Consider the following 23,691-nt stretch of genomic DNA (forward strand, 5'->3'; position numbering starts at 1 on the left):
TCCGCCGCCGAAGGCGGCTCCGCTTAGGGTTCCGGCCCGCAGGGCCGGGTCGCATGGCGACTCCCTACGGGGAATCCAAAGGGGTCGCGAAGCGACAGCCCGAATGGGGACACCATTTGTCCCGAAGGGACAAGTGGCGCCTGTGGCCCTCTTTGAATGCGCGTCGCCGCTCTGCGGCGCTCGCCGCAGGCGAGGAGCGCATCTAAAGCCCCGCCGGGTGCAGCGCGGCAAATCCAAACCGTCCGCCGGGCGGCAAATCAAAAAAGGAACGCCGCCCCGGGGGCGGCGTTCCTTTTGGCTGTCCGAAGCCCGCGTCAGCGGGTCTGAATCTCGCTGGCGTCGGCCGCAATCTGGAAGCCCAGACGATTGAGGCGATGTTCTATCCGGTCGTATGAGGTGCCGGAGCTGTCGTAATCGACCGCGACGAGCCGGTGTTCCGGATTGACGCTGACGGAGGTCACGCCGTGCAGAGCGTCCAGCTCGCGCTTAATGTCCTTCAGAGCATGCTTGCCGCCGAGGTTTTCAACGATAAAATATGCGCTTTCATTTGACATCATAATCACCTCGGGAATAGGATTCCCCGGGGAAATGCAAAGATGCGGGGGAGAAGCGGCGCACTAAAAACTGTTTCTGGTTCCGGAAAGCAGCGGCAGGATGACGATACAGATGAGCAGGATAATCCCCACGCTCAGGGTGATGGTGCTGAGGTTTTGTGAATTTGGCATGGTACGGCCCTCCTTACGCCAGTTTATGCGGGCGCAAAAGGGCGGGTGCAAAAACAAAAGCGCGGCATGACGCCGCGCTTTTAGAGAAAAGAGGAGGAGTAAGAAAAGTATATGAAAACCCCGTAGGGGAATGGCTGGGCCTGCCGGCGTCCGGCCGGTATTCCGTTCATCCGGCGTCGGCAGATTGATCATGTCTCTATCATAACGGGCAATTATGACGCAGATATTTGAGTTGCGCGAACATTCTGAAAAGGATTTGTGAATCAATTATGAAGGACGGGCGCGGATCAGATATGCCACTGTGTAATATTGCCGTAGAGCTTGTCGTCGGGGGTGCGGCCGCCCGGCCCGAAGACGTTGCGCTTGAGTTCGGCGGAGCCCGATTCCTGCACGTCGCCGAAGACGGGGGTGGGCTGCACGCCGCCCTCATAGGCGATCAGGACGACACGCCTGCCGGTGTCGCGGCTGATCTGTGTTTCCAGCCGTTTGATCTCGGTTTTGAGCCGGTTGGACAGGTCGGCATATTGGTATTCCATCAAAAGTCACCTCGGCAGTATTGTTCGCCGCGGGACGCGAAAAATCAGCGGAAAATCACGGCAAAGCGCGCGGGAGAAAGACGAAAAAAAGCGCCGCGTGGGCGGCGCTTTTCAGGGGTTGGGGTCCCCGACCGAGCCGTCCCCCTTCAACTCGTGGAAAACCTTGTGGTCGTTCCGGCCGTTTTCGATGACCGGGCGGACGTGGGCCTTCCCATGCTTGGCCTTGCCCTGGATTTCAGGGACGGGGGAGACTTCGTTCTTCGGGAAGCGGCTGATGTGGTTGCTTTCCGTCCCGTGCGGCTCGCGCGGGTCGGGGCGGCGCATTCCGGGTTTTGGCATGGCGGTCCCCTCCTTACACGTCGTCCGGTTTGACCGAATGTTTTTTGGCGTTCCGGTTGTGGTTCTGGTTTTCGCGGGTGAGGGGAGTCTGGCCGTTGCACTTTTTCCTGCGGACCTCTTTTTTGTCCGGCTGGCTGTCCTTTGGCATACGATCACCTCGGGAATAGAATTCCCCGGAGGCGGAAAATTAACCGTCCGCGCGCCGCCGAAATCAGTTTTTGACGCTTTCCACAATTTTGACCAGCTGCTCCTTCGAAAGCGGGGAGGCGGCATGGAGGGAATAGGAGAACGCGTCGTCCTGCCAGACGGCGAGTGACCGGGACCCGTCGGCGCCCTTCATGAGGACGGAATTCCCGTTGACGTCGGCGGTTTCCTCCTCGTCGTAGACATTGTAATCGCCGCTGATATCGGAGCCGCCGGCCTTCCCGCAGCGGTAGGTCAGGTCGTTCCGACCGTCGGTGTAGATGAGCTGGATGGTGCTTTTCGCGATGGTCGTGACGGCCTCGAGCGTATATCCTTCGGGCAGCTCGGCGGGCGTCGGGATTTCAAATCCTGCGGCGGCCTGCGCGTCCTCGAGCGTTTCGTATTCCTCGATGGGGTTCGGAAGCTGGCTCTCGGCGGGCTTCTGCCCCGCACAGGCGGAGAGCATGGACAGGGCGATAACGGCGGCCAGGCAAATTATCCATTTTTTCATTGCGGATGCTCCTTTCAGAGGATAGGTGCCGGAAGCGCGGCGGTTTCCTGCATGGACGCGAAAAAGAAAGGCGGGGCGGTTCCCGGGAACCGCCCCGNNNGGCGTTTCCCGGCAGGGCCGAAAAAAAAAAAGGGGGGGCGTTCCCGGGACCCGCCCCGCCCTTTTATGCCGCCGTTTTCCCGCTGCCGCCTACAGGCAGGTATAGCCGCCGTCCACGATCACGTTGCTTCCGGTGGTGTAGCCCGAGGCGTCGCTCGCGAGGTAGAGAAGCGCGGGAAGCAGCTCCTCCGGCTTCCCCATGCGCGCCATCGGGATCATCGGGATCCAGGACTCGCGGTACTCCTCCGGGATCTCGTCGAGCGCGCCCGTCGCAATATATCCCGGGCTGATGCAGTTGACCCGGATGCCCGCTTTGACCCATTCGACCGCCAGCGACCGGGTCATGTGGATGACCGCCGCCTTGGACGCGTTGTAGGAGCACTGCCACTGGGGAAGGTTGACGATCGAACCGGACATTGAGGCCATATTGATGATGCTCCCGCGGATGCCCCGCTCCATCATGATCCGCGCGGCGGCGCGCGCCACAAAAAACTCCCCGAAAAAATTGACGTTCATGACCGTGCGGAAGTTTTCCGCCGGCGCGTCGACCGAGTCCTCGTGGATGCAGATGCCAGCGTTGTTGAACACCACATGCACGGCGCCGGACCGGCGCGCGATCTCGGCGAAGGCGGCGTCGACGGCCGCTTCGTCGGTGACGTCGGCGGCGATCCAATAGCCCCGGCCGCCGGCGGCCGCGATGCCCTCCAGCGCCTCCTTCGGCTCGCTGCGGCAGAGGATGGCCACCTCCGCGCCGGCCTTCGCGAGCCCGACCGCGGCGGTCTTTCCAATCCCCTTGCTCGCCCCGGTCACGACCGCGACCTTGCCTTTCAGTCCAAACAGTTCCTCGACATACATGGCGGTCCCTCCCTTTCCTAATCGGCGACCCTGACGACGCCCTTGACGACCTCGTCCTTGTTGTTGATGCAGATGTCCAGCGCCTCGGGCAGGTCGTCGAACGCAAACTCGTTGGTGACGATCCCGCGGATGTTGATCCGCCCCGTCGCGACCGCGTCGATCGCCATCGGGTAGCAGTGGCGGTAGCGGCAGATGCTTTTGAAGGTCAGCTCCTTGTTGATGGCGGCGGTCATCGGCAGGGTCATCTCCCCCGAGGCGCCCAGCCCCACCAGCACGATGGTCGAGCCCTTCTTCGCCATCTGGATGGCCTGACGGGTGGTGGCTTCGGTCCCGGCGGTCTCGATCACGAGGTCGGTCCCCCGGCCGCCGGTCAGTCTCATGACCTCCTGCACCACGTCCGCCGTCCTCCCGTTGATCACCCCGTCCGCGCCGCATTCCAGCGCCTTCCTCAGCCGTGCCTCGATCACGTCCACCACGTAGACCCTCGACACCCCCATGGCCTTCATCGCCAGCAGGGAGACCAGCCCGATGCATCCGGAGCCGGTGACGACCGCCGTCTGCCCGATGTGCGCCTCCCCGAGGTTGGCGGCATGGAAGCCCACGGCGAGCGGCTCGATCAGCGCGCCCTCCATCGTGCTCACGTTGTCCGGGAGCTTGAAGCAGAGCCCCGCCTCGTGCGCGACGTACTCCTGGAACACGCCGTCCACCGGCGGGGTCGCGAAAAACACCACGTCGGGACAGAGGTTGTAGCGCCCGGTGCGGCAGAACTCGCAGTGGCCGCAGGTCTTTCCCGGCTCGAGCGCCACCCGGTCCCCGGCCTTGAGGCCGGTTACGCCCGCGCCGGCCTCCACCACGGTGCCGCCCGCCTCGTGCCCGAGCACAAAGGGAGGCTCCACCCGGCAGTCGCCGATTCCGCCCGTCGCGTAATAGTGCAGGTCCGACCCGCAGATGCCGATGTATTCGAGCTTGACGAGCACCTCGCCCGCCTTCGGGCGCGGGATTTCCCGCTCCTCAAACGCGCTCCTGCCGACGCCGGTCATGACCGCCACTTTCATCTTTCCCTGCATATGGGCTTGCTCCCTTCAATAGTTAGTTAGGATATTTACATAAAGAATCTAACTATTAAAATACGGGTTTTCCCTCCGCTTGTCAACGGCAAATCCCGCGCGCCGCGCGAAAAAGGGCAAAATCATCGGAATCCACAAAAGCGGCCGCGCCGATTTAGACAAAAAAGCGGGGATCGCTCCCCGCTTTTCCAATTCCGACGATGTGGGACCCGGCCGCGCTCAGATGCTGTTCACGAACGCCTGCACGTGGATCAGCGCCGCGCCGACCGCCGACGCCTCGGTGCGGTAGCGGCAGACCCGGACATAGCCGCCGTCCCTGTCGAACCGGTTCAGGTAGGCGAGCCGGCCGCGCAGCTCCTCCAGCTGGTCCTCCATATACGCGCCCACGTAGCCGCCGAGGATGACCGGGCAGTCGAACGCCATCCGCAGGATGTCCACCCCGGCGGCGAGGTTGTCCAGATAATCCGCCCAGGCGATGCGCGCCTTCGGCGCGCCCTCCCGCAGCTCCCGGAAAAATGCCGGGAGGCTGCCCCCCGCCAGATCGGAGAGCACCGTCGCGGAGCAATAGGCGTCCAGGCAGCCCTTCTTGCCGCAGTAGCAGCGTTTTCCGTCCCGTTCGACCGGGATGTGCCCGAACTCGCCGCCGCGCTGGTTCTCCCCCTTGTAGAGCTGCCCCCCGAGCAGGATCGCGCCGCCCACCGTGTTGCTCAACGAGAGGTAGAGCGCGTCGGACGGGCTCTGCACGTCCCAGACCTCCGCGAAGCCGGCCGCGTTGGCGTCGTTGCAGAAGACGCAGGGGAGGGGGATCGACCTGGAGAGCTCCGCGCAGCGCAGGTTCTGCATCCGCAGCACCCGGGAATCGAGCATCAGGCCGCCGTCGGCCGAAAAGGTCCCCGGCATGGAGACGCCCACGCCCAGCACCCGTTCGGCGGGCGCCGCGGCCTTCCCGATCAGGTCCCGCACCATGCCGGCGAGCGCGTCGGCGTATTCGCCGCTCACCGCAAAGGCGCGTTTCTCCCGGCTTTCGGCGAGGATGCCGCCCTCCAGGTCGACCAGCACGCCGCTGATGTGGTTCGCGGTCAAGTCCAGCCCCACGGCGGTCCGCGCGTCCTTCACGCAGGTGAGCGCGACCGCCTTGCGTCCTCCCGTGGAATCGAGGCTGCCGCCCTCCTCCACCAGGCCGCGGTCCTGCAGGTACCGCACGTTCTGCATTACGGTCGGCATGCTCAGCCCCAGCCGGTGGCAGAGCTCCGGCCGTGAGATGCGCGGATTCTGGTAAATCATCCGGTAGATGCGGTTGCGGTTGACCGTCTTGATCTCCATGACGGATTCTCTGGGCATTTTCTTTTCCCCTTTATGAAAATGATCTTACATTTGATTTTACCCCGCCGCCTCCGGTTTGGCAAGCGCAAAGCGAAAATCACGCGCCGCGTCCCACCCGTCGGTAGCGGATAAGCGCGATAATGCCAGGCGTATCTGGCATATCGGTCAAAGAACGGCATGTTTTCCGCTGGAAGAGTAAAAACGGTCAGATATTTGAACTTTTAGCGGCTTCCTTTTTGAACGGACACATAGTAGAATCGAACGAGGCGGCCCGCAGAAAGGGACGCGTCATGTTATCAACGACAATCGGAGTGAACGTCAGAATGAACAGATTGGAATTGGGATGGTCGCAGGAACGGCTTGCTTTTGCTTCCGGATTGTGCGTGCGCACGATCAGCGCGGTCGAGTGCGGGACCGCCAACCCGACTTCGGACGTAATTGAAAGTCTTGCCTGGGCGCTGGGGGTCCCCGTGTCCAGACTTGTCGGATAGAGATTCGCATGGTGTAAACTTCGACGGCGGGCCGCCTTTATTAAGTACAAGTGTCGTATAAGTGTCGTAGCCGCAATCCTGTGCAACTATCGTTGATGCAATAAGAAACCCGCATAGTAGCTTACTATGCGGGTTTTCGCGTTGGTGGAGGAGGGTGTTTCGCTTTTCTGCGGAAAAGCCACGGCGGTTGCGGCCCGCCCCCGGCGGCCCGCCAAAAGCCGCCTTTCGAATCCACCCGGGAATAAAAAAACACGAGCATCTTGCGATGCTCGTGTTTGGTGGAGGAGGGTGTTTCGCTTTTCTGCGGAAAAGCCACGGCGGTTGCGGCCCGCCCCCGGCGGCCCGCCAAGAGCCGCCTTTCGAATCCACCCGGAAATAAAAAAACACGAGCGTCTTGCGATGCTCGTGTTTGGTGGAGGAGGGTGGATTCGAACCACCGAAGTCACTGACAACAGATTTACAGTCTGCCCCCTTTGGCCACTCGGGAACTCCTCCATATTCAGTTGCGCGCTGTGGAAAAGCGGTGGAGCTGGTGGACGGACTTGAACCCCCGACCTGCTGATTACAAATCAGCTGCTCTACCAACTGAGCTACACCAGCAGATGTAACATCCTCCATAGCGACGAACTTTATTCTATCATAACGCCTGCGGCTTGTCAACCCGTTTTCGCCAAAATTTTGCCATCCCGGCGCGCGGGAAACGCGGGGGCGGGAAACGCCGTCCGGACCCGCCGGACGGCGGCGCGGGAGCGGTCTCCCCGCGCCCGGGAGGCGGTTTGCCGCCTCCCGGTTTCCCGCCCGCCCCGCCTATGCCGCCGCGCCGAAATACCTGCGGATGAGCGAGACATAATCCTCGGAAAGCTCGAGCTCGCCCCCCTCGAGCAGCGTGCCCGCGGGCGCGAGGCTGCCCGAAACGTCGGTGTCGAGCCGGGAGATGAAATCGGCGGCGTCGCGGCGCAATTCGTAGTCGGCGGCGGAGACGTCGGTGTCCACGAGGTTGACCGCGAGCTTGAAGAGCCCGGAGGAGAGCTTTTCGCCGGCCGCGTCGAGGTTCTGGTTGACGATGGCGGCCGCGAGGTCCCCGAGCAGCTCGCTTTTGCCGAGCGCGCCGCCCTCGAAGACGGGGCAGGAAAAGACGTCGGCCACGTCCTGCGCGTCGAGGCGGCGTTCCCCGGCGGGGATGTTGATCGAGTAGCCGTCCCGTTCATAGGAGATCGCGTAGGGGAGGGTGAAGACGACGGTGCCCGTCTTCTGCGCGATGCGGATGAAGATGTCGCGCGAGAGGGCGGCGTACCGGTCGACGGTGATGCCCAGACGCTCGGAGAGCGCCTCGCGGACGGAGACGCCGCCCCCGCGCTCCCACGCCTCCGAAAGGGTGAGGCGTTCGCCGCCGAGGGTCACGAGCGTCTCGGGGGGAAGCATCGCGAGGGGCACCTGCCCGTACTGGGGATTGAAGCGGATGAGGAGGAAATCGCCAGCGCTCCCGTCCTGCGACCTGCCGACGACCACCATGGTCAGCGCGTCGCCGGCCACCGGCCGGTAGGAGATCTCGGGCGGGTCGTCGCGGCTGTTCTGGCGGGGCATCGACGGCTGCACCGCCATAACCGTCAGCACCATGATGAAGGCGAGCAGCATGAGCGTCAGCGTGAACGCCAGCAAAAAGGAGCGCCATTTGTTTTCTTCCCGCAAAGGAAATCCCCCCTGTCTACCCAGTAGGATTGGCAGGATTGTACACCGCTTATTCATTGCGCGGGCGGCTTTGATGTGTTAAAATGAGGGACAGAACCTGTTCCGCCGCCGATGACGCGCGCGGTTGATTGAGAAAATATACAGGAGGTAATTTCATGATAAAACTTTACGAAACCGGGGCATATTATGCGGACGGCAAGCTGATCCCCGACGACGGACATGCCGCCGAAGCGCTGGCGGCGATGGGCAGGGCCGTCCCGAAGGAGGAGGCGCGCAAGCGGACGATCGCGTATTCGATCCTTGAGGCGCACAACACGAGCGGCAATATGGATGATCTGAAGATCAAATTCGACGCGATGGCCTCCCACGACATCACCTACGTGGGCATTGTCCAGACGGCGCGCGCGTCGGGGCTCGAGAAGTTCCCGCTGCCCTACGTGCTCACCAACTGTCACAATTCCCTCTGCGCGGTGGGCGGCACGATCAACGAGGACGACCACATGTTCGGACTCTCCGCCGCCAAGAAGTACGGTGGCATCTACGTCCCGGCCCACCAGGCGGTCATCCACCAGTACATGCGCGAGATGATGAGCGGCTGCGGAAAGATGATCCTCGGCTCGGACAGCCACACGCGCTACGGCGCGCTCGGCACGATGGCGGTCGGCGAGGGCGGCCCCGAGCTCGTCAAGCAGCTGCTCTGCCGCACCTATGACATCAAACGCCCGCAGGTGGTCGCCGTCTACCTGACCGGCAGGCCCCACAGAGGGGTCGGCCCGCAGGACGTCGCGCTGGCGATCATCGGCGCGGTGTTCAAAAAGGGCTATGTGAAGAACAAGGTCATGGAGTTCATCGGCGACGGCATCGCCAACCTGAACGTCGAATACCGCAACGGCATCGACGTCATGACCACCGAGACGACCTGCCTCTCCTCCGTGTGGGCGACCGACGGACAGGTGGAGGACTACTTTGAGATCCACGGCCGCAAAGAGGCGTATAAACGGCTCGCCCCGGGCGACGCGGCCTATTACGACGGGGTCGTCCACGTCGACCTCTCGACCGTCAAGCCGATGATCGCGATGCCCTTCCACCCCTCCAACGCCTATGAGATCGACGAATTGAACGCCAACCTCATGGACATCCTCGCCGAGGTGGAACGGGAGGGCGCCAAGTCGATCGACAACCCCGCCATCCATTTCACCCTGCGCGACAAGGTGAAGGACGGCCGCCTGCTCGTCGACCAGGGGGTCATCGCCGGCTGCGCGGGCGGCACCTACGACAACATCTGCGACGCGGCGGATATCCTGGCGGGCCATTCGATCGGCGCGGACGAGTTTTCGCTGTCGGTCTACCCGTCGAGCCAGCCGGTCTTCATCAGCCTCGTGGAGAACGGCGCGATCGCAAAGCTCATGCAGACGGGCGCCACGGTGCGCACCGCCTTCTGCGGCCCCTGCTTCGGCGCGGGCGACGTGCCCGCCAACGGCGGCCTCTCGATCCGCCACAGCACCCGCAACTTCCCCAACCGCGAGGGCTCCAAGCCGGGGAACGGCCAGATCGCGTCGGTCGCGCTGATGGACGCGCGCTCGATCGCGGCCACTGCGCTCAACCACGGCGTCCTCACCCCGGCCACCGACCTCGATATCGGCTTCACCAAGCCCAAGTACGTCTTCCACGGCGAGGTCTACGACAACCGCGTCTATGACGGCGTGGGTCGCGCGCAGCCCGAGCTGCCCCTCAAGTTCGGCCCGAACATCGCCGACTGGCCGGAGATGTCCCCGCTGACCGAGCACCTGCTGCTCGACGTGGACGCCTTCATCACCGACCCGGTCACCACCACCGACGAGCTGATCCCGTCGGGCGAGACCTCCTCCTACCGCTCCAACCCGCTCAAGCTGGCGGAATTCACCCTCTCCCGCAAGGACCCGGCGTACGTCGGGGCCGCGAAGAACTCCCAGAAGTGGGAGACGCTCCGCCGCGAGAAGGGCACCGCCTTCGACGACCGGTCGCCCGACTGCCCGATCCACAGGATCCGCGCGATCGACGGCTTCCAGGAGGTCGACGGCGGGACGATCGGCTGCGGCTCCCTCGTCTACGCGGTCAAGCCGGGCGACGGCTCGGCGCGCGAGCAGGCCGCCTCCTGCCAGAAGGTGCTGGGCGGCTGGGCCAACATCGCCCGGGAGTACGCCACCAAGCGCTACCGCTCCAACCTCATCAACTGGGGCATGCTGCCCTTCGTGGTTTCCGGCGAGCCGCCCTTCGCGAAATATGACGCGGTCTTCATCCCCAACATCCGCCGCGCGGTCGCGGAGAAGCAGGCGGAGATCACCGCCTACGCTTTCACCGGGGAGGGGACGAAGCCCTTCACCCTCACGCTCGGCGATTTGACCGACGACGAGCGGGACATCATCCTCGCGGGCTGCCTCATCAACTACTACCGCGCGCAGAACTAAGGAGGGACCCGTATGTTCCGGAATCCGGCGAGCTTCCTGAAGGCGTTCTTCGGCTTTTTCACGGCGTTCGGCGCGGTGTTCCTCGCGATCGGCCTGGGCGTCGGCTTCACCGCGCCGGACGGGATCATTTTCCTGCTGGCCTTCGGGCTGGTGGGGCTGACCTTCCTGCTCGTGGGCGCTATCGGTCTCGCGGTGCTCGCGCGCAAGGCGCGCCTGCGCCGCTGGCTGCTCGAAAACGGCCGCGCGCTCAACGCGGATTACGACGGCTGCGGGCTTCAGACCTCGCTGGAGATGAACGGCAGGCACCCCTATGTGGTGCACTGCCACTATACCGACTCCGCCACCCGCACGATCTACAACTTCCGCAGCGAGGGCCTGTGGTTCAACCCCGCCTCCCTGCTGGAGGGCCGCCGCACCGTCCGGGTGCTCGTGCACCCCGACGACTACCGCAAATATTACGTCGATCTCGGCGACCTCACCAACGGCTACAAGGTCGTGGGGTAGCCGGAGCCAAAATGCATCAGGCGCCTTTCCCGCGCAGACAAAAAAGAGACCGCCGCCGGCGGTCTCTTTTTATTGCGCATATGCGGGAGCGCATACCTCTCCGGATGCGCTTCCGGCCTCACATCTGGAACTGGAAGGTATCGGTCGTCCCCTGGTAGGTGCGGTAGAAGACGGGGTTGTCGTGCGCCCGCTCGATGTCGCCGAAGTCCGCGCCGTCCTTGAGGAAGTGGATTTTGAAGTTGAGCGGGTAGGGGGGCTCGGCAAAGATCTCGTCGATGAGGTAGCTGGCCTCAAAGGCGATCGTATCGAACATGTCCTCATCGGACGCGCCGCCGGAGGGCAGGTCGATCGTCAGCTCGACGTTGAAGGAGCCGTCGGACGCGTCGGTGACGGTGGTCGCTTTGGTGGCCTCGGCGTACTCGCCGGGCATCTTTTCCGTGAGGAAATCGGTGACCTTCCGGGTCTTGGAGCCGCCGCAGGCGGCGAGGGAGAGGACGAGCGCCAGCGCGAGCGCGAGCGCCGCGATGCGTTTGACATGGTTCATGAAAAGCGTCTCCTTTACATAAAAACGCGGGACGCGTTGGCGTCCCGCGCTCAGTTTCTGTCTGCGATCAGAGGGTGCCGAGCTCGACGGAGGTGATTACGACGTCCTCGGTGGGCTTGTGGTCCGCGTCGGTGGGGACGGCCGCGATCTTCTCAACGACGTCCATGCCCTCGATGACCTGGCCGAAGACGGTGTCGCGCGCGTCGTAATTCGGCACGCCGCCGACTTCGAGGTACTTCTGGATGACCTTCTCGGGGAAGCCGCCGTCGAACATCTTGTCGCCGAGCTCATCGGTGATGCGGGAGTTCTGGACGATGAAGAAGCGGCTGCCGTTCTGGCCGGGGGTGCCGCCGTTATCCATGGCGACGGCGCCGTTGAAGTGCCAGAGGTTGAGGCTGTACTCGTCCTCAAACGGCTCGCCCGAGGCGCTTTCGCCGCCGCTGCCGTTGTTGTCGGGATCGCCGGTCGCGACGTGGACGCTCGGCACGGCGCTGTAGACTTTCAGCCCGTTGTAATAGCCCTTTTCCACGAGGGCCTGGAAGTTCTCAACAGCCTTGGGGGCCTCCTTGGGGAAGAGCACCATCTTGATGTCGCCGAGGGACGTTTTAATGGTCGCGATGGGGGAACCGGCCTCCGGCGTGTTGAACTGGACCAGGTCGATGGCGGATTCATCGATCTCCATGTTGTGGGCGTAGATCTCGGCAGCGGTTTCCGGCATGCTTTCCGGTCCGCTGGTCTCCCCGGACGGGGCGCCGGACTCGGGGGAGGGCTCCTCCGATTTTTTGCAGCCAACCATCAGCGTGGAAAGCATCAGAACCACGCAGAGCAGCAGGGCGATTTTTTTCATAATGATGTTACCTCCATGGTTTTATACAGATCTTCCGAAGGACATGGATTGCTCTTCATATTTTACCACATAATCCGCCAAAATCAATCTCCCTGCAGGATATTCATAGTAAGTTTACGTTTTGGCAATGAATCGGCGGGCGAGGCCGCGGGGCATACAAAAGCGGCGCCGATGATTACCGGCGCCGCTTGATTTTTTTGACATGTGGCCTGCCGCGATCCCTTCCCACAGCCTCTTTCGGCCGTGGCGGGCCGTGGCCTGCCGCTCTGTTGGAACCTCGTACATCTATATGCAAGTAACACTCGAAAACATTCGCTGCGGTTACGATCACAGCTTTTGGACCTTCTTTACGATCCGGTTTTGATTGCCCTTATGCAGTTCGATGACGCAGAATCCATGCTCAGTTCTGGAATATGACCCTTTGCTGCTCAACCGTAAAGGATGCCTGCAACAATGCCTGGGTTCCCTGGACTGAACGTTATTTGATTGTAGGTCGAATCATTCACATTGCCGGCGTTTCCGAAGCCCTTCACTCGACCCCGGCGGCGCCGGTGGGATTTTGCCTGGTGCGGTTGCTTTGATAGGATGCGTGCGGTAAACCCGTTTTACGATTGGGACCTGGAATCACAGATTATTTGTCTTGCGCGGAATGAACTCGCCTCTTACGATTGAGCATCTTCCTTTCGGGATTCCCTGAAGGGATCTCTCACAAGCACCAAATTCAAGTTGTTTTCAGATTTACAGATTTTACTCCGGATCATCTTTGAAAATCGACAGAAACTGTGATTGCAGCTGTCCTGAAAACTGCTCCTAGGAAAGCCTGCCCTTGGGCGAACAGTCCCTCAATGCAAATGAGAAACTGTGTGCTTCATCGTACATCGGAACCACCGCCTTTCTATGAATATTGGTATCATGTTCCTCTCTTCTGTATCTATATTATAAGCAATTTGTTGGGGAATGTCAATATGATTTTTTCAAGATTGAAAAGAAAATATATACAACTTGTACACAATGAAAACCATTTGACATTTGCTTCCCAATGGATTATCATGTTATCAAACAGGGATGACAACCGGGCCTTCCGCCCGATTTTTGAGGGGGAATCCACCCCCGGAAAAGGAGAACGGTTTCTATGGCAAACGAAGAGTTCGGCGCCGATCTGATCACGCTGGTTGACGATGAGGGCCACGAGCATGAATTCGAGATCGTCGACACCCTAGAGCTCGGCGAGCAGCACTATGTGGCGCTGGTCGCGGACTGCGGCGAAGAGGACTGTGACTGCGAGGACGACGGCGAGCTGGTGATCCTCAAATCGGTCATGGAGGGCGAGGAGGAGTTCCTCGAGGCGGTCGAGGACGAGGCCGAGTTCGATCAGGTCGCGGCGATCTTTATGGAGCGTCTGTCCGACAGCTTCGAGTTTACCGGCGGCGAGGACGGGGAAAACTAATGCCGTAACTCCCTGCCGTACCCGACAGTTCTGCCCTTTATACTCCAACAACTGTACTTTGGGAGTTCCTTTCCGCGTGCGGAGTGCAGACCTCCCCATCTCACGATGGGACGAAGGGAGCTGGAAACACGCGATCGGGCGTACCCACTCTTGTCTAACGACGGGGGTTTACAGCTGGCAGGACATCGATACGGCGGGGTTTTTACATGTAAAGAACGGGCGCCTTCCAGTTTTGGAAGGCGCCCGTTTTTTGGTTCCTCTAAAGTCCCAACAGGTCGCGGGCCGCCCGGGAGGCGAGCAGGAGTCCGGCCGCGGGCGGCACGAACGCGATGCTTCCCGGCGGGTGCCTTCCGTGCTCCCCGGGGCAGACGGCTTTGGCGGGCTCCTCGACCGAATAGAGCACCGTCTGGCGGGCCACGCCGCGCCGTTTCAGCTCCCGGCGCATCACCCGCGCGAGCCCGCAGCCGCAGCCGGCCGTGTCCGCGATGTCGCCGATGCGCAGCGCGCCGGGGTCGAGCCGGTTGCCGGTGCCCAGGCACATGTAGAGCGGGACCCCGCGCCGGGCGCAGGCCTCCGCGAGATGCAGCTTGGCGGTCACCGTGTCGATGCAGTCGAGCACGAAATCGGGTCTCCAGTCAAAGAGAAAGCCGCTGTTGTCCGGCAGGTAGAATTCGTACGCGGCGGTAAAATCCCCCGCAGGGTGGATTGAACCCAGTCGGCGCAGCTCGGCATCCGCCTTGCGCATTCCGACCGCGTCGCGGGTCGCCACGAGCTGACGGTTGAGGTTCGTCTCGTCCACCGTGTCGTGGTCGACGAGCAGCAGGTGTCCGACCCCCGCGCGGCAGAGCGCCTCCGCCGCCGCCGAGCCGACGCCCCCGAGCCCGAGCACTGCTCCCCGCGCGCCCGCCAGGCGCGCGGTGTTCTCCTCCCCGATCAGCAGCGCGGTGCGCGCGAGCCAGTTTTCCATTGCAGCACTTCCTTTTTGTTTTTGCCGCTCAGTGGGCGGCGGAGGTTGTCGGTGGCCGGCCGACAGCGGTCCTTAGGCATACCGCTCAGTGAGCGGTGTAGTTTGCCGGGTCCCGCCCTGGGGTGGTTTTAGATATTCCGCCCGGGGGTCGGAGGGCCTGTCGGTAGTCGACCGACAGCGAGTTCCTTTCTTGCTTGCCTAAGAAAGGAACCAAAGAAGGGCACGAGGGGCTTCGCCCCTGCGACCCCAACGCCGCCTCTGGTTGGCCTGCGGCCAAAGTCGGCGGCGCCCTGGTCACGGATCAGCGAACGAGCCTATAGCAACCAGCCAGCCGCCGCGCCGCGGGCGCAATGCCTCTGTCAGCGAGTATCCGGAACCGTACCGGGGGTGCTCCCGGGGAGGCACGGCCGTTTTTGCGTGGCGCGCAGCGCCCACGGGGAGGCGGAAAACTGCGCGGCTTCGCCGCGCACGCGCGCAGAGCGCGCGAACGCCCGGAACGGGCGTTGTTTTCCGCCGTGGGTTTTGGCGAGCCATCCGGCTTCGGTCGTTGGGTGCGCCCGCAACCTGAATTGAGCCCTCAGCTGGTGTACCCGTGGGGAGTGACGGTAACCTGCGGGTACTGGCAAGGTACTCCCGGAGATACCGCTTAGAGTTCCGGCCCGCAGGGCCGGGTCCGCGCAGCGGACTCAAGCCGGGGTCGCGGGGCGGAGCGCCCGCGAGCGGCCGTCGCGCGTAGCGCGCTCCGGGCGCAGCCCGGGCAGGCCGCCCAAGGTGGAGGGTTCTTAGGCGGACTTTTGGTTCCTTTTCGTCCGTCCGAAAAGGAACCCGTAGCGCGCGGCGGAACGCGCTCGTGATTCTTGCCGCCGAAGGCGGCTCCGCTTAGGGTTCCGGCCCGCAGGGCCGGGTCGCATGGCGACTCCCTACGGGGAATCCAAAGGGGGCCTGTGGCCCTCTTTGAATGCGCGTCGCCGCTCTGCGGCGCTCGCCGCAGGCGAGGAGCGCATCCAAAGCCCCGCCGGGCGCAGCGCGGCAAATTGAAAACCGCCGTCGGGGCGGGACCCGGCAATTTCCGCCGCCGAAGACGGCACATCTGGAGCGCCCCGGAGGGGCGCGAAAAAGGCTTGCCGGGCGCAGCACGGCAAATCACCACCCCGAGACATGTCCCCGCCGGATGGCTCCGAAGATACGCTTTGTAATTCCGGGATGAGTTTTCTCCATATCGTATAAAAATTCCTTGGTCCACTGCCGTTCGGTGCACCCGTCGACGGGGCATTTGCTCTTGACGACGGGGAGCCCGGCGCGGTTCACCGCGTTGCGGACCTCCCGCTCGGTGGCGAAGATGAGCGGGCGGATCATCGTGAGGTCCTTGCGGGAGAGGTAGGAGACGGGGGAAAAGCAGCCGATCCGCCCCTCGTTGAAGAGGTTCATCAGGAAGGTCTCCACCGCGTCGTCGAAGTGGTGGCCGAGCGCGATCTTGTTGCAGCCGTTCGCCTTGGCGGTGTCGTGCAGCACCCCGCGGCGCATCCGCGCGCAGAGGCTGCAGGGGTTGGATTCGCCGCGCTCGCCGAAGATGATCTGCCCGATGTCGGTGCGGCGCAGGATGTATTCGACGCCGAGCGAGCCGCACAGGTCGGCGATGGGGGAGAAGTCGCCCTCCTCGCCGTTGAAGCAGTTGTCAAGGGTGACCGCCTTGAGGGTGAAATCGATGCCGATGAACCGCCGCACCCCTGCCAGTCCGGCGAGCAGCGCGACGGAATCCTTGCCGCCCGACACGCCGACGGCGACCGTGTCGCCGTCCTCAATCATCCGGTATTCCTCCACCGCGCGGCGGATGTAGCCCATGATCTCCTGCATAAAAACCTCCGTTACAGTTTTGATGGAAAAGCGAGCGCCCGGCCGCGGCCGGGCGCAGATGGTTCGGAAGGGGAATTTCAGCCCTCCGCCGGTTCGACGTGGAAGCGCACCCGGTCGGTGTAGCCCTTTTCGCGCATGGCGGCGTTGAGCTCGGGCCAGCGGCCGCTCATGTGGAGGATGACCAGCCCGTTTACCCGGTCGATGCCCCAGCTCGTGATGGTGTCGGTACCCTTGACGCCGCGGCGGGCCTCGAGGAACTCGACGATCTCGTCGAGTTCGGCGGCGCTGCGCCCGGCGCTCTTATAGGTGACGGGGCAGGTCCTGCCGTGGTAGGCGGTGGTGAGCTGGGCGACCAGCGCGGGGGTGACGCCGCCCTCGGGAGTCTGCCAGAGGACGAGGCCGCGCCGGTCGTCGGTGAATTCCAGCCCGCCGTATTCGCTGCGCGACAGGCGGGGGGAGAGGAAGTTATAGTAGTCGCGCGCCGCGCTCTCGGGGGAATCCGGGTCCTCCAGCGCGGCCCACAGGGCGACGGTCTGGGGAAAGAGCAGCTCGGTCAGCCGGTCCATCGTCCCGCCGGGCGCGGTATAATACTGGTCCATGTGGCGGATGATCAGGTAGGACTGCCCCTCGGCAAAGCCCTCCGCGCGGACGGCGCTCGTAAAGAGGTGCAGGCGCGCCTGCCCCGGGAAGTCGAGGTAGAGGTTGACGCCGGTGATGCTGCTCGGCGGCGTGACGCCCTCGGGGAAGGCGGCGGCCTCGCGCAGCAGGTCGGCGGCCTGCCTGGACAGGTCGGGATCGGTCACCGTGTTGACCGTCTCCTCGTCCCCCTTCCAGAGGGAGGCCTCGAGCAGGACGGGCAGCTCAGCCGGAGCCACGGAGATGGCGGGGGTCGTCTCGTCCGGCTGGGGGGAGGCTTCGTCGATCGGCTTGAGCAGCCGGTCGGCAAAGACCGGGACGGCGAGCCCCGCGCAGATCGCCAGCGCCAGTAGCAGGCAGAGACCTCTCTTCATAACGGCACACATCCTTTTAGCCAGATTCTTTACATGGAAGAAGTGGCGGAAAAGCAGGGATTTCCTGCCGGGATTTTCAATTTTTTTCTTTTTTGTCCTTCTCGCGCTCGGCCGGCTCCTCGGGAGGGAGGCGTTCGGCGCGGATGCGGGCGATGCGCCGCTCCTCGACGAGCAGGACGGTGAACTGGACGCCCTCAAGCTGAACGGAGGGGTGCTCGCCCGGTTCGGGCAGGCGGCCGAGGGCCTCGGTGATCAGGCCGCCGATCGTGTCGTAGTCGGTGTCCTCGTCGAACTCGACGTCGAAGAGCCGCTCGACGTCGTCGATCGCGACGGTGCCGTCAATCGACCAGCAGTTGTCCGAGAGCTGGGAGATCTCCTCCTCCTCGTCGTCGTACTCGTCCTGGATGTTGCCGACGATTGATTCGAGCAGGTCCTCCATCGAGACGATGCCCGCCGTGCCGCCGTATTCGTCGACGGCGACGGCGACCATGACCTTCTTCTGCTTGAACTGCGCGAAGAGGTCGACGCAGCTCATGTTCTCGGGCACGAAGAGGGCGGGGCGCATATATTTCTGGGCGTCGAACGCTGCGTCCTCCCCCTTGCCGATGAGGCGGAGCAGGTCCTTGACATAGATGATGCCCATGATGTCGTCGATGTCGTCGTCGTAGACGGGAATGCGCGAAAAGCCCGTCTCGACGGCCAGGTCCGCGATCTCCTCGAGGGAGGCGGTCTTGGGCACGGCGGTCATATCGGTGCGGTGGGTCATGACCTCCGAGACGCTGCGGTCGTCGAACTCGAAGATGTTGTTGATCATGTCCTTCTCGCTCTGTTCGATCGAGCCCTTTTCGCTGCCCACGTCGACCATCATGCGGATCTCCTCCTCGGTGGCCTCCTCGGGCTCCTCGCCGGCGCGCACGCCGAACAGGCGCGCCAGCCCGCGGGCGAGCGCGCCGTTCAGGAGCACGAAGGGGCGCATGACGCAGGCGACGAACCAGCACAGCCGCGCGAGCGCGGCCGAGACCCCCTCGGGATGGCGGCAGGCCACCCGGTAGGGGAGAAGCGCGCAGAGCACGTTGAGCAGGAGCACGGTCAGCAGGAAGCCGACGAAGGAAAAGGCGTAGTAAAGCGACCGGCTGAAGGAAAGCGAGCGGACGAGCCAGGTCAGCGGGACGAGGGCGAGGGGATAGGTGAAGAGCGCCGCGGCCACCGTGCAGGCGAAGCGCGCGAGCTCGACGCCGTCGAGGAAGGCGGCGGGGCGTTCAAGCAGCCGCGCGATGAACCGCTCCCCGCCGCGTTCGGAGGAAGCCATCTTCTTCACGCTGCTGTCCCGCAGCTGGGTGAGGGCGGTGCGCCCGGCGGTCAGCAGGGAACTGAGCAGGATGAGGAGCAGGAAAATCACGATACTGGGATAGGGGTCCATGTTGTTCATTCCTCCAATTTGCGCCGCGCGGATGGACGATTGTTTCCGCTCCGGCGCTGCTACCATAAATATAAACATTTTTCCGGACAATGTCAATTTGAAGCCCGCCCGCGGGAAGGAAAAAATCCCCGGAAAATGCGGCTTTGAAGCCCGCCTTTGGGGAAAAGCGGGGGGCGGCACCGGAATTTCCACATACGGGCGCCCCAAACGGGATGGATTTTGCCGTAAAATTGACAAAACAGTCACAATTTTCTGGGTTCTGTTATTTACAAGGCGCGGCAAAAATGATAAACTCAATAAGGATAGGGACAAGGGGCTTTTGCGCCCTTTCGGGCCCGTTCGGAATATCCAATTTATTAGCGATCGCTAATTTATCATTAGGAGGAAGATGCAACATGGCAAGAAACAAACTCACCATGGACGGCAATACCGCGGCAGCGCATGTCAGCTATGCGTTTACCGAGGTAGCGGGGATCTACCCGATCACGCCGTCCAGCCCGATGGCCGACTACGTCGACCAGTGGGCCGCCGCAGGCCGTAAGAATATCTTCGGCACCACCGTCAAGGTCATGGAGATGCAGTCCGAGGCGGGCGCGGCGGGCACCGTGCACGGCTCGCTGGCCGCCGGCGCCCTGACCACCACCTATACCGCCTCCCAGGGCCTGCTGCTCATGATCCCCAACATGTATAAGCTCGCCGGCGAACTGCTGCCGGGCGTCTTCCATGTTTCGGCCCGTACCGTCGCCACCCACGCGCTGAACATCTTCGGCGACCACTCCGACGTCTACGCCTGCCGCCAGACCGGCTTCGCGATGCTCGCCGAGAGCAACCCGCAGGAGGTCATGGACCTGGGCGCCGTGGCGCACCTGGCCGCCATCAAGGGCCGCGTCCCCTTCATCAACTTCTTCGACGGCTTCCGCACCTCCCACGAGATCCAGAAGATCGAGGTCTGGGACTACGACGACCTGGCCGGGATGGTCGACATGGACGCGGTCGAGGCCTTCCGCAAACGCGCGCTCAACCCCGAGCGCCCGGTCATGCGCGGCTCCCACGAGAACGGCGACATCTTCTTCCAGCACCGCGAGGCCTGCAACAAGTTCTATGACGAGCTGCCGGCCGTGGTCGAGGAGTACATGGGCAAGGTCAACGCCAAGCTCGGCACCGACTACAAGCTCTTCAACTACTACGGCGCCCCCGACGCCGAGCGGGTCATCATCGCGATGGGCTCGATCTGCGACGTGGCCGAGGAGGTCATCGACTACCTGACCGCCGCCGGCGAGAAGGTCGGCCTCATCAAGGTCCGCCTCTACCGCCCCTTCGTCCCCGCCAAGCTGATCGAGGCGATCCCGGCCACCGCCAAGAGCATCGCCGTCCTCGACCGCACCAAGGAGCCCGGCTCCCTGGGCGAGCCGCTCTACCTCGACGTCATCACCGCCCTCTCCGAGTGCGGCGTGTCGGGCAAGACGGTCATCGGCGGCCGCTACGGCCTCGGCTCCAAGGACACCCCGCCCTCCAGCGTCTTCGCCGTCTTTGACGAGCTGAAGAAGGATTCCCCCAAGAAGCACTTCACCATCGGCATCACCGACGACGTTACATACACCTCGCTCGAGGAGAACAACTTCGCGAACACCGCGGCCAAGGGCACCATCGAGTGCAAGTTCTGGGGCCTCGGCGGCGACGGCACCGTCGGCGCGAACAAGAACTCGATCAAGATCATCGGCGACCACACCGACAAGTATGTGCAGGCGTACTTCCAGTACGACTCCAAGAAGACGGGCGGCATCACGATCTCCCACCTGCGCTTCGGCGACGAGCCGATCCGCGCGCCCTACTACATCAACAAGGCCGACTTCGTGGCCTGCCACAACCCCTCCTACGTCGTCAAGGGCTACAAGATGGTCCGCGACGTGAAGCCGGGCGGCGTCTTCCTCATCAACTGCCAGTGGACCCCCGAGGAGCTCAACACCCACATGCCCGCCGAGGCCAAGCGCTACATCGCCAAGAACAACATCCAGCTCTACACCGTCAACGCGATCGACCTCGCGATCAAGATCGGCATGGGCAAGCGCACCAACACCATCCTGCAGGCCGCGTTCTTCGCGCTCGCGAAGGTGCTGCCGATCGACGAGGCCGTCGACTACATGAAGAAGGCGGCTTACAAGTCCTACTCCAAGAAGGGCGAGGACGTCGTCAACATGAACTACGCGGCGATCGACGCGGGCGTTTCGGCGTTCGTCAAGATCGACGTCCCGGCCGACTGGGCGAACGCCAAGGACGAGGCCGAGTCGGCTCTGCCCGAGGGCAAGAAAGAGCTCGTCACGATGGTCCACGACATCATGGAGCCCGTCTCCAAGATGAACGGCGACAGCCTGCCGGTCTCCACCTTCGTCCCCCACGCGGACGGCACCTTCGAGCAGGGCGCTTCCGCCTACGAGAAACGCGGCGTCGCGGTGTCGGTGCCCGAGTGGCTGCCGGAAAACTGCATCCAGTGCAACCGCTGCTCCTATGTCTGCCCGCACGCGACCATCCGCCCGTTCGCGCTGAGCGCCGACGAGGCCGCGAAGGCCCCCGCGCAGACCAAGTACACCGCCAAGATGACTGGCGCGCCCGACTACAAGTTCACGATCGCCGTCTCCCCGCTCGACTGCATGGGCTGCGGCGTCTGCGTCAGCGTCTGCCCGGCCAAGGAGAAAGCGCTTGTCATGAAGCCGCAGGAGAGCCAGTCCGCCCAGCAGGAAGTCTTCGACTTCATGGTCGCGAACATCTCCAAGAAGCCCGGCATGCCCGCCGACGAGACCGTCAAGGGCAGCCAGTTCAACCAGCCGCTGCTTGAATTCTCCGGCTCCTGCGCGGGCTGCGCCGAGACCTCCTACGCCCGCCTGATCACCCAGCTGTTCGGCGAGCGGATGTACATCTCCAACGCGACCGGATGCTCCTCCATCTGGGGCGGACCGGCCGCCACCAGCCCGTACACCGTCAACAAGGACACCGGCCGCGGCCCGACCTGGGCGAACTCCCTGTTTGAGGACAACGCCGAGCACGGCTTCGGCATGTACATCGGACAGAAGACCATCCGCGACCGCCTGGCCGCGAAGACCCGCGCGCTCATCGAGGTGCCCCACACCTGGGCCCCGCTGAAGGAAGCCGCGCAGGCGTGGCTCGACACGATGGACGACGGCAAGGCCAACGCCGCCGCCACCGAGAAGTATGTGGAAGCCCTGCAGGGCGGCCTGATGAGCGTGGACGACTGCCTCGCCTTCATCGAGACCCCCGCGAGCAAGGAGATCTTTGGCGACAAGCACGCCGAGATGCATGAGCACATGAAGGCCCTCAAGGCGTCGGGCGCGGCCCACTGCGACTGCGAGGCCTGCACGCTGACGGCTGAGATCCTGGCCGAGAAGGAATACCTCGCCAAGAAGTCCGTCTGGATCTTCGGCGGCGACGGCTGGGCGTACGACATCGGCTACGGCGGGCTCGACCACGTGCTCGCTTCGGGCGAGGACGTCAACGTCATGGTCTTCGACACCGAGGTCTATTCCAACACCGGCGGCCAGGCGTCCAAGTCCTCCAACATCGGCCAGGTGGCGCAGTTCGCCGCGGCCGGCAAGGCGATCGCCAAGAAGAGCCTCGCCGAGATGGCCATGTCCTACGGCTACGTCTACGTCGCGCAGATCTCGATGGGCGCCGATATGAACCAGACGATCAAAGCGATCGCCGAGGCCGAGGCCTATCACGGCCCCTCCCTCATCATCGGCTACGCCCCCTGCGAGATGCACAGCATCAAGGGCGGCATGACCAACTGCCAGACCGAGATGAAGAAGGCCGTCGACGCGGGCTACTGGAACATGTTCCGCTTCAACCCCGCGCTCAAGGCGGAGGGCAAAAACCCGTTCACGCTCGACAGCAAGGCGCCGACCGCGAGCTACAGGGACTTCATCATGAACGAGGCCCGGTACTCCTCGCTGACCCGCTCCTTCCCCGACCGTGCGGAGACCCTCTTCGACGAGGCGGAGAAGTCCGCCGCCGCGCGCTACCAGCACCTGCTTAAGCTTCAGCAGCTCTACGCGGAATAATCCGACGTGCAAAAGCCCCGCGCCGTATGGCGCGGGGCTTTTTTTTGCCGTGCGGCTCAGGAGGGCGGGGCTCCCGAATCCTCGACGATGCGCCCGTCGATGATGCGGATGAGCCTCCCGGCCGCGGAGGCGATGCGGTCGTCGTGGGTGATGAGGATGACGGTGCGTCCCTCGGCGTGCAGCTCGTGGAGGATGTCCATGACCTGCGCGCCCGAGGCGGAGTCGAGGTTGCCGGTCGGCTCGTCCGCGAGGATGATGGGGGGCTTCGCGGCGATCGCGCGGGCGATCGCGACCCGCTGCTGCTGCCCGCCCGAAAGCTGGGCGGGGTAGTGGTGCATCCGGTTGCCCACCCCCACCCGCTCAAGTGCGGAAACGGCCAGCTCGCCGCGCTCGCGGCGGGGGATGCCGCGGTAGATGAGCGGCAGCTCGACGTTTTCCAGCGCGGTCAGGCTGGGGATGAGGTTGAAGCCCTGGAAGATGAAGCCGATCCGCCGGTTGCGGATGCCGGCGAGGGAGGCCTCGGGGATGTGGGCGACGTCCTCCCCGTCGAGGAAATAGATCCCTCCGTCGGGCAGGTCGAGGCAGCCGAGCATGTTCATGAGGGTCGATTTGCCCGACCCCGACTGCCCGACGATCGCCACGAACTCCCCCGCCTCGATCGAGAGGGAGACGCCGCCGAGCGCGCGCACCTCGTTGTCGCCGGCGTTATAAATTTTGCACAGGTCCCGCAGTTCCACAAGCGGCATAACAAATCCCCCGC

The 23,691-nt window shown here is 63.5% G+C and carries 21 protein-coding genes and 2 tRNA genes; 5 read left to right on the plus strand and 18 right to left on the minus strand.

Going from position 1 to position 23,691, the window contains the following annotated elements:
• Positions 1-314: 314 nt before the first annotated feature.
• The 8 genes from C1A13_RS01695 to C1A13_RS01725 all read right to left on the minus strand — a co-directional run bounded on the left by C1A13_RS01695 (position 315) and on the right by C1A13_RS01725 (position 5,656).
• Positions 315-554, minus strand: a complete 240-nt coding sequence (locus C1A13_RS01695) for a heavy-metal-associated domain-containing protein (protein ID WP_101548569.1) — start codon at positions 552-554, stop codon at positions 315-317.
• Between the two features lie 458 nt (positions 555-1,012).
• Positions 1,013-1,261 (minus strand): hypothetical protein, encoded by a 249-nt coding sequence (locus C1A13_RS01700; RefSeq protein WP_101548571.1) that lies wholly within the window; start codon positions 1,259-1,261, stop codon positions 1,013-1,015.
• Between the two features lie 111 nt (positions 1,262-1,372).
• Positions 1,373-1,600, minus strand: a complete 228-nt coding sequence (locus C1A13_RS01705; protein ID WP_199724050.1) for a hypothetical protein — start codon at positions 1,598-1,600, stop codon at positions 1,373-1,375.
• Between the two features lie 13 nt (positions 1,601-1,613).
• Complete coding sequence (locus C1A13_RS15180; protein ID WP_256153159.1) at positions 1,614-1,748, minus strand: hypothetical protein; 135 nt, start codon at positions 1,746-1,748, stop codon at positions 1,614-1,616.
• Positions 1,749-1,811: 63 nt separating this feature from the next.
• Positions 1,812-2,294, minus strand: a complete 483-nt coding sequence (locus C1A13_RS01710; protein ID WP_101548573.1) for a DUF4367 domain-containing protein — start codon at positions 2,292-2,294, stop codon at positions 1,812-1,814.
• 189 nt (positions 2,295-2,483) lie between these two features.
• Entirely contained in the window at positions 2,484-3,248 is a 765-nt protein-coding gene (locus C1A13_RS01715; RefSeq protein ID WP_101548575.1) for an SDR family oxidoreductase, read from the minus strand.
• A 17-nt stretch (positions 3,249-3,265) separates the two neighbouring features.
• Positions 3,266-4,315, minus strand: coding sequence for an NAD(P)-dependent alcohol dehydrogenase (locus C1A13_RS01720; RefSeq protein ID WP_101548578.1), 1,050 nt, complete (start codon positions 4,313-4,315; stop codon positions 3,266-3,268).
• 219 nt (positions 4,316-4,534) lie between these two features.
• The gene (locus C1A13_RS01725; RefSeq protein WP_101548580.1) at positions 4,535-5,656 is read right to left on the minus strand and encodes an ROK family transcriptional regulator; all 1,122 of its coding nucleotides are present in this window, start codon (positions 5,654-5,656) and stop codon (positions 4,535-4,537) included.
• Between the two features lie 305 nt (positions 5,657-5,961).
• Here C1A13_RS01725 and C1A13_RS15220 point away from each other — a divergent pair, with 305 nt between their 5' ends.
• Entirely contained in the window at positions 5,962-6,129 is a 168-nt protein-coding gene (locus tag C1A13_RS15220; RefSeq protein ID WP_199724048.1) for a helix-turn-helix domain-containing protein, read from the plus strand.
• A gap of 410 nt (positions 6,130-6,539) precedes the next feature.
• Here C1A13_RS15220 and C1A13_RS01735 read toward each other — a convergent pair.
• From C1A13_RS01735 to C1A13_RS01745, 3 genes are all read right to left on the minus strand, one after another.
• Positions 6,540-6,624 (minus strand) — tRNA-Tyr (locus tag C1A13_RS01735).
• 29 nt (positions 6,625-6,653) lie between these two features.
• A tRNA-Thr gene (locus C1A13_RS01740) sits at positions 6,654-6,729 on the minus strand.
• Between the two features lie 207 nt (positions 6,730-6,936).
• Positions 6,937-7,818 (minus strand): LCP family glycopolymer transferase, encoded by an 882-nt coding sequence (locus tag C1A13_RS01745; protein ID WP_101548584.1) that lies wholly within the window; start codon positions 7,816-7,818, stop codon positions 6,937-6,939.
• Between the two features lie 155 nt (positions 7,819-7,973).
• Between C1A13_RS01745 and C1A13_RS01750 the strand changes: the two genes are divergently transcribed.
• Together C1A13_RS01750 and C1A13_RS01755 are read left to right on the plus strand one after the other, a co-directional pair.
• Complete coding sequence (locus C1A13_RS01750) at positions 7,974-10,265, plus strand: hydratase (protein WP_101548586.1); 2,292 nt, start codon at positions 7,974-7,976, stop codon at positions 10,263-10,265.
• A gap of 12 nt (positions 10,266-10,277) precedes the next feature.
• Positions 10,278-10,769 (plus strand): hypothetical protein, encoded by a 492-nt coding sequence (locus C1A13_RS01755; protein WP_101548588.1) that lies wholly within the window; start codon positions 10,278-10,280, stop codon positions 10,767-10,769.
• 118 nt (positions 10,770-10,887) lie between these two features.
• Here C1A13_RS01755 and C1A13_RS01760 read toward each other — a convergent pair whose 3' ends face one another.
• On the minus strand, positions 10,888-11,313 hold the full coding sequence (locus tag C1A13_RS01760; RefSeq protein ID WP_101548590.1) for a hypothetical protein: 426 nt from the start codon (positions 11,311-11,313) through the stop codon (positions 10,888-10,890).
• 67 nt (positions 11,314-11,380) lie between these two features.
• Entirely contained in the window at positions 11,381-12,160 is a 780-nt protein-coding gene (locus C1A13_RS01765; protein WP_207654169.1) for a peptidylprolyl isomerase, read from the minus strand.
• Positions 12,161-13,292: 1,132 nt separating this feature from the next.
• On the opposite strand from C1A13_RS01765, the gene C1A13_RS01770 reads away from it, so the two are divergent.
• Entirely contained in the window at positions 13,293-13,607 is a 315-nt protein-coding gene (locus tag C1A13_RS01770) for a DUF1292 domain-containing protein (RefSeq protein WP_101548592.1), read from the plus strand.
• Positions 13,608-13,866: 259 nt separating this feature from the next.
• Here the strand turns inward: C1A13_RS01770 and C1A13_RS01775 are convergent, their stop codons facing one another.
• From C1A13_RS01775 to C1A13_RS01790, 4 genes are all read right to left on the minus strand, one after another.
• Entirely contained in the window at positions 13,867-14,574 is a 708-nt protein-coding gene (locus C1A13_RS01775) for a tRNA threonylcarbamoyladenosine dehydratase (RefSeq protein ID WP_101548593.1), read from the minus strand.
• Between the two features lie 1,143 nt (positions 14,575-15,717).
• A complete protein-coding gene (locus C1A13_RS01780; protein WP_101548595.1) occupies positions 15,718-16,428 on the minus strand; it encodes a tRNA 2-thiocytidine biosynthesis TtcA family protein in 711 nt (236 codons plus the stop codon).
• A 77-nt stretch (positions 16,429-16,505) separates the two neighbouring features.
• Positions 16,506-17,438, minus strand: a complete 933-nt coding sequence (locus C1A13_RS01785) for a hypothetical protein (protein WP_101548597.1) — start codon at positions 17,436-17,438, stop codon at positions 16,506-16,508.
• A gap of 76 nt (positions 17,439-17,514) precedes the next feature.
• Positions 17,515-18,867 carry a hemolysin family protein gene (locus C1A13_RS01790; RefSeq protein WP_172439126.1) on the minus strand — a complete coding sequence of 451 codons (1,353 nt, stop codon included), beginning with the start codon at positions 18,865-18,867 and terminating at the stop codon, positions 17,515-17,517.
• A 386-nt stretch (positions 18,868-19,253) separates the two neighbouring features.
• Between C1A13_RS01790 and nifJ the strand changes: the two genes are divergently transcribed.
• Positions 19,254-22,931: a pyruvate:ferredoxin (flavodoxin) oxidoreductase gene (gene nifJ, locus C1A13_RS01795; RefSeq protein WP_101548601.1), complete on the plus strand. Its 3,678-nt coding sequence runs from the start codon at positions 19,254-19,256 to the stop codon at positions 22,929-22,931.
• A 56-nt stretch (positions 22,932-22,987) separates the two neighbouring features.
• On the opposite strand, the gene C1A13_RS01800 is transcribed toward nifJ, so the two are convergent.
• A complete protein-coding gene (locus C1A13_RS01800; protein ID WP_101548603.1) occupies positions 22,988-23,677 on the minus strand; it encodes an ABC transporter ATP-binding protein in 690 nt (229 codons plus the stop codon).
• Between the last annotated feature and the right edge of the window lie 14 nt (positions 23,678-23,691).

This window comes from Anaerotruncus massiliensis (ex Togo et al. 2026) (genome assembly GCF_900199635.1).
Taxonomy (GTDB): Bacteria; Bacillota; Clostridia; order Oscillospirales; family Ruminococcaceae; genus Anaerotruncus; species Anaerotruncus massiliensis.

Bases quoted from the DNA above. Each gene is read 5' to 3' on its own strand.
- C1A13_RS01695 (WP_101548569.1), bottom strand. From the start codon at position 554: ATGTCAAATGAAAGCGCATATTTTATCGTTGAAAACCTCGGCGGCAAG.
- C1A13_RS01700 (WP_101548571.1), bottom strand. From the start codon at position 1,261: ATGGAATACCAATATGCCGACCTGTCCAACCGGCTCAAAACCGAGATC.
- C1A13_RS01705 (WP_199724050.1), bottom strand. From the start codon at position 1,600: ATGCCAAAACCCGGAATGCGCCGCCCCGACCCGCGCGAGCCGCACGGG.
- C1A13_RS15180 (WP_256153159.1), bottom strand. From the start codon at position 1,748: ATGCCAAAGGACAGCCAGCCGGACAAAAAAGAGGTCCGCAGGAAAAAG.
- C1A13_RS01710 (WP_101548573.1), bottom strand. From the start codon at position 2,294: ATGAAAAAATGGATAATTTGCCTGGCCGCCGTTATCGCCCTGTCCATG.
- C1A13_RS01715 (WP_101548575.1), bottom strand. From the start codon at position 3,248: ATGTATGTCGAGGAACTGTTTGGACTGAAAGGCAAGGTCGCGGTCGTG.
- C1A13_RS01720 (WP_101548578.1), bottom strand. From the start codon at position 4,315: ATGCAGGGAAAGATGAAAGTGGCGGTCATGACCGGCGTCGGCAGGAGC.
- C1A13_RS01725 (WP_101548580.1), bottom strand. From the start codon at position 5,656: ATGCCCAGAGAATCCGTCATGGAGATCAAGACGGTCAACCGCAACCGC.
- C1A13_RS15220 (WP_199724048.1), top strand. From the start codon at position 5,962: ATGAACAGATTGGAATTGGGATGGTCGCAGGAACGGCTTGCTTTTGCT.
- C1A13_RS01750 (WP_101548586.1), top strand. From the start codon at position 7,974: ATGATAAAACTTTACGAAACCGGGGCATATTATGCGGACGGCAAGCTG.
- C1A13_RS01755 (WP_101548588.1), top strand. From the start codon at position 10,278: ATGTTCCGGAATCCGGCGAGCTTCCTGAAGGCGTTCTTCGGCTTTTTC.
- C1A13_RS01760 (WP_101548590.1), bottom strand. From the start codon at position 11,313: ATGAACCATGTCAAACGCATCGCGGCGCTCGCGCTCGCGCTGGCGCTC.
- C1A13_RS01765 (WP_207654169.1), bottom strand. From the start codon at position 12,160: ATGAAAAAAATCGCCCTGCTGCTCTGCGTGGTTCTGATGCTTTCCACG.
- C1A13_RS01770 (WP_101548592.1), top strand. From the start codon at position 13,293: ATGGCAAACGAAGAGTTCGGCGCCGATCTGATCACGCTGGTTGACGAT.
- C1A13_RS01775 (WP_101548593.1), bottom strand. From the start codon at position 14,574: ATGGAAAACTGGCTCGCGCGCACCGCGCTGCTGATCGGGGAGGAGAAC.
- C1A13_RS01780 (WP_101548595.1), bottom strand. From the start codon at position 16,428: ATGCAGGAGATCATGGGCTACATCCGCCGCGCGGTGGAGGAATACCGG.
- C1A13_RS01785 (WP_101548597.1), bottom strand. From the start codon at position 17,438: ATGAAGAGAGGTCTCTGCCTGCTACTGGCGCTGGCGATCTGCGCGGGG.
- C1A13_RS01790 (WP_172439126.1), bottom strand. From the start codon at position 18,867: ATGAACAACATGGACCCCTATCCCAGTATCGTGATTTTCCTGCTCCTC.
- nifJ (WP_101548601.1), top strand. From the start codon at position 19,254: ATGGCAAGAAACAAACTCACCATGGACGGCAATACCGCGGCAGCGCAT.
- C1A13_RS01800 (WP_101548603.1), bottom strand. From the start codon at position 23,677: ATGCCGCTTGTGGAACTGCGGGACCTGTGCAAAATTTATAACGCCGGC.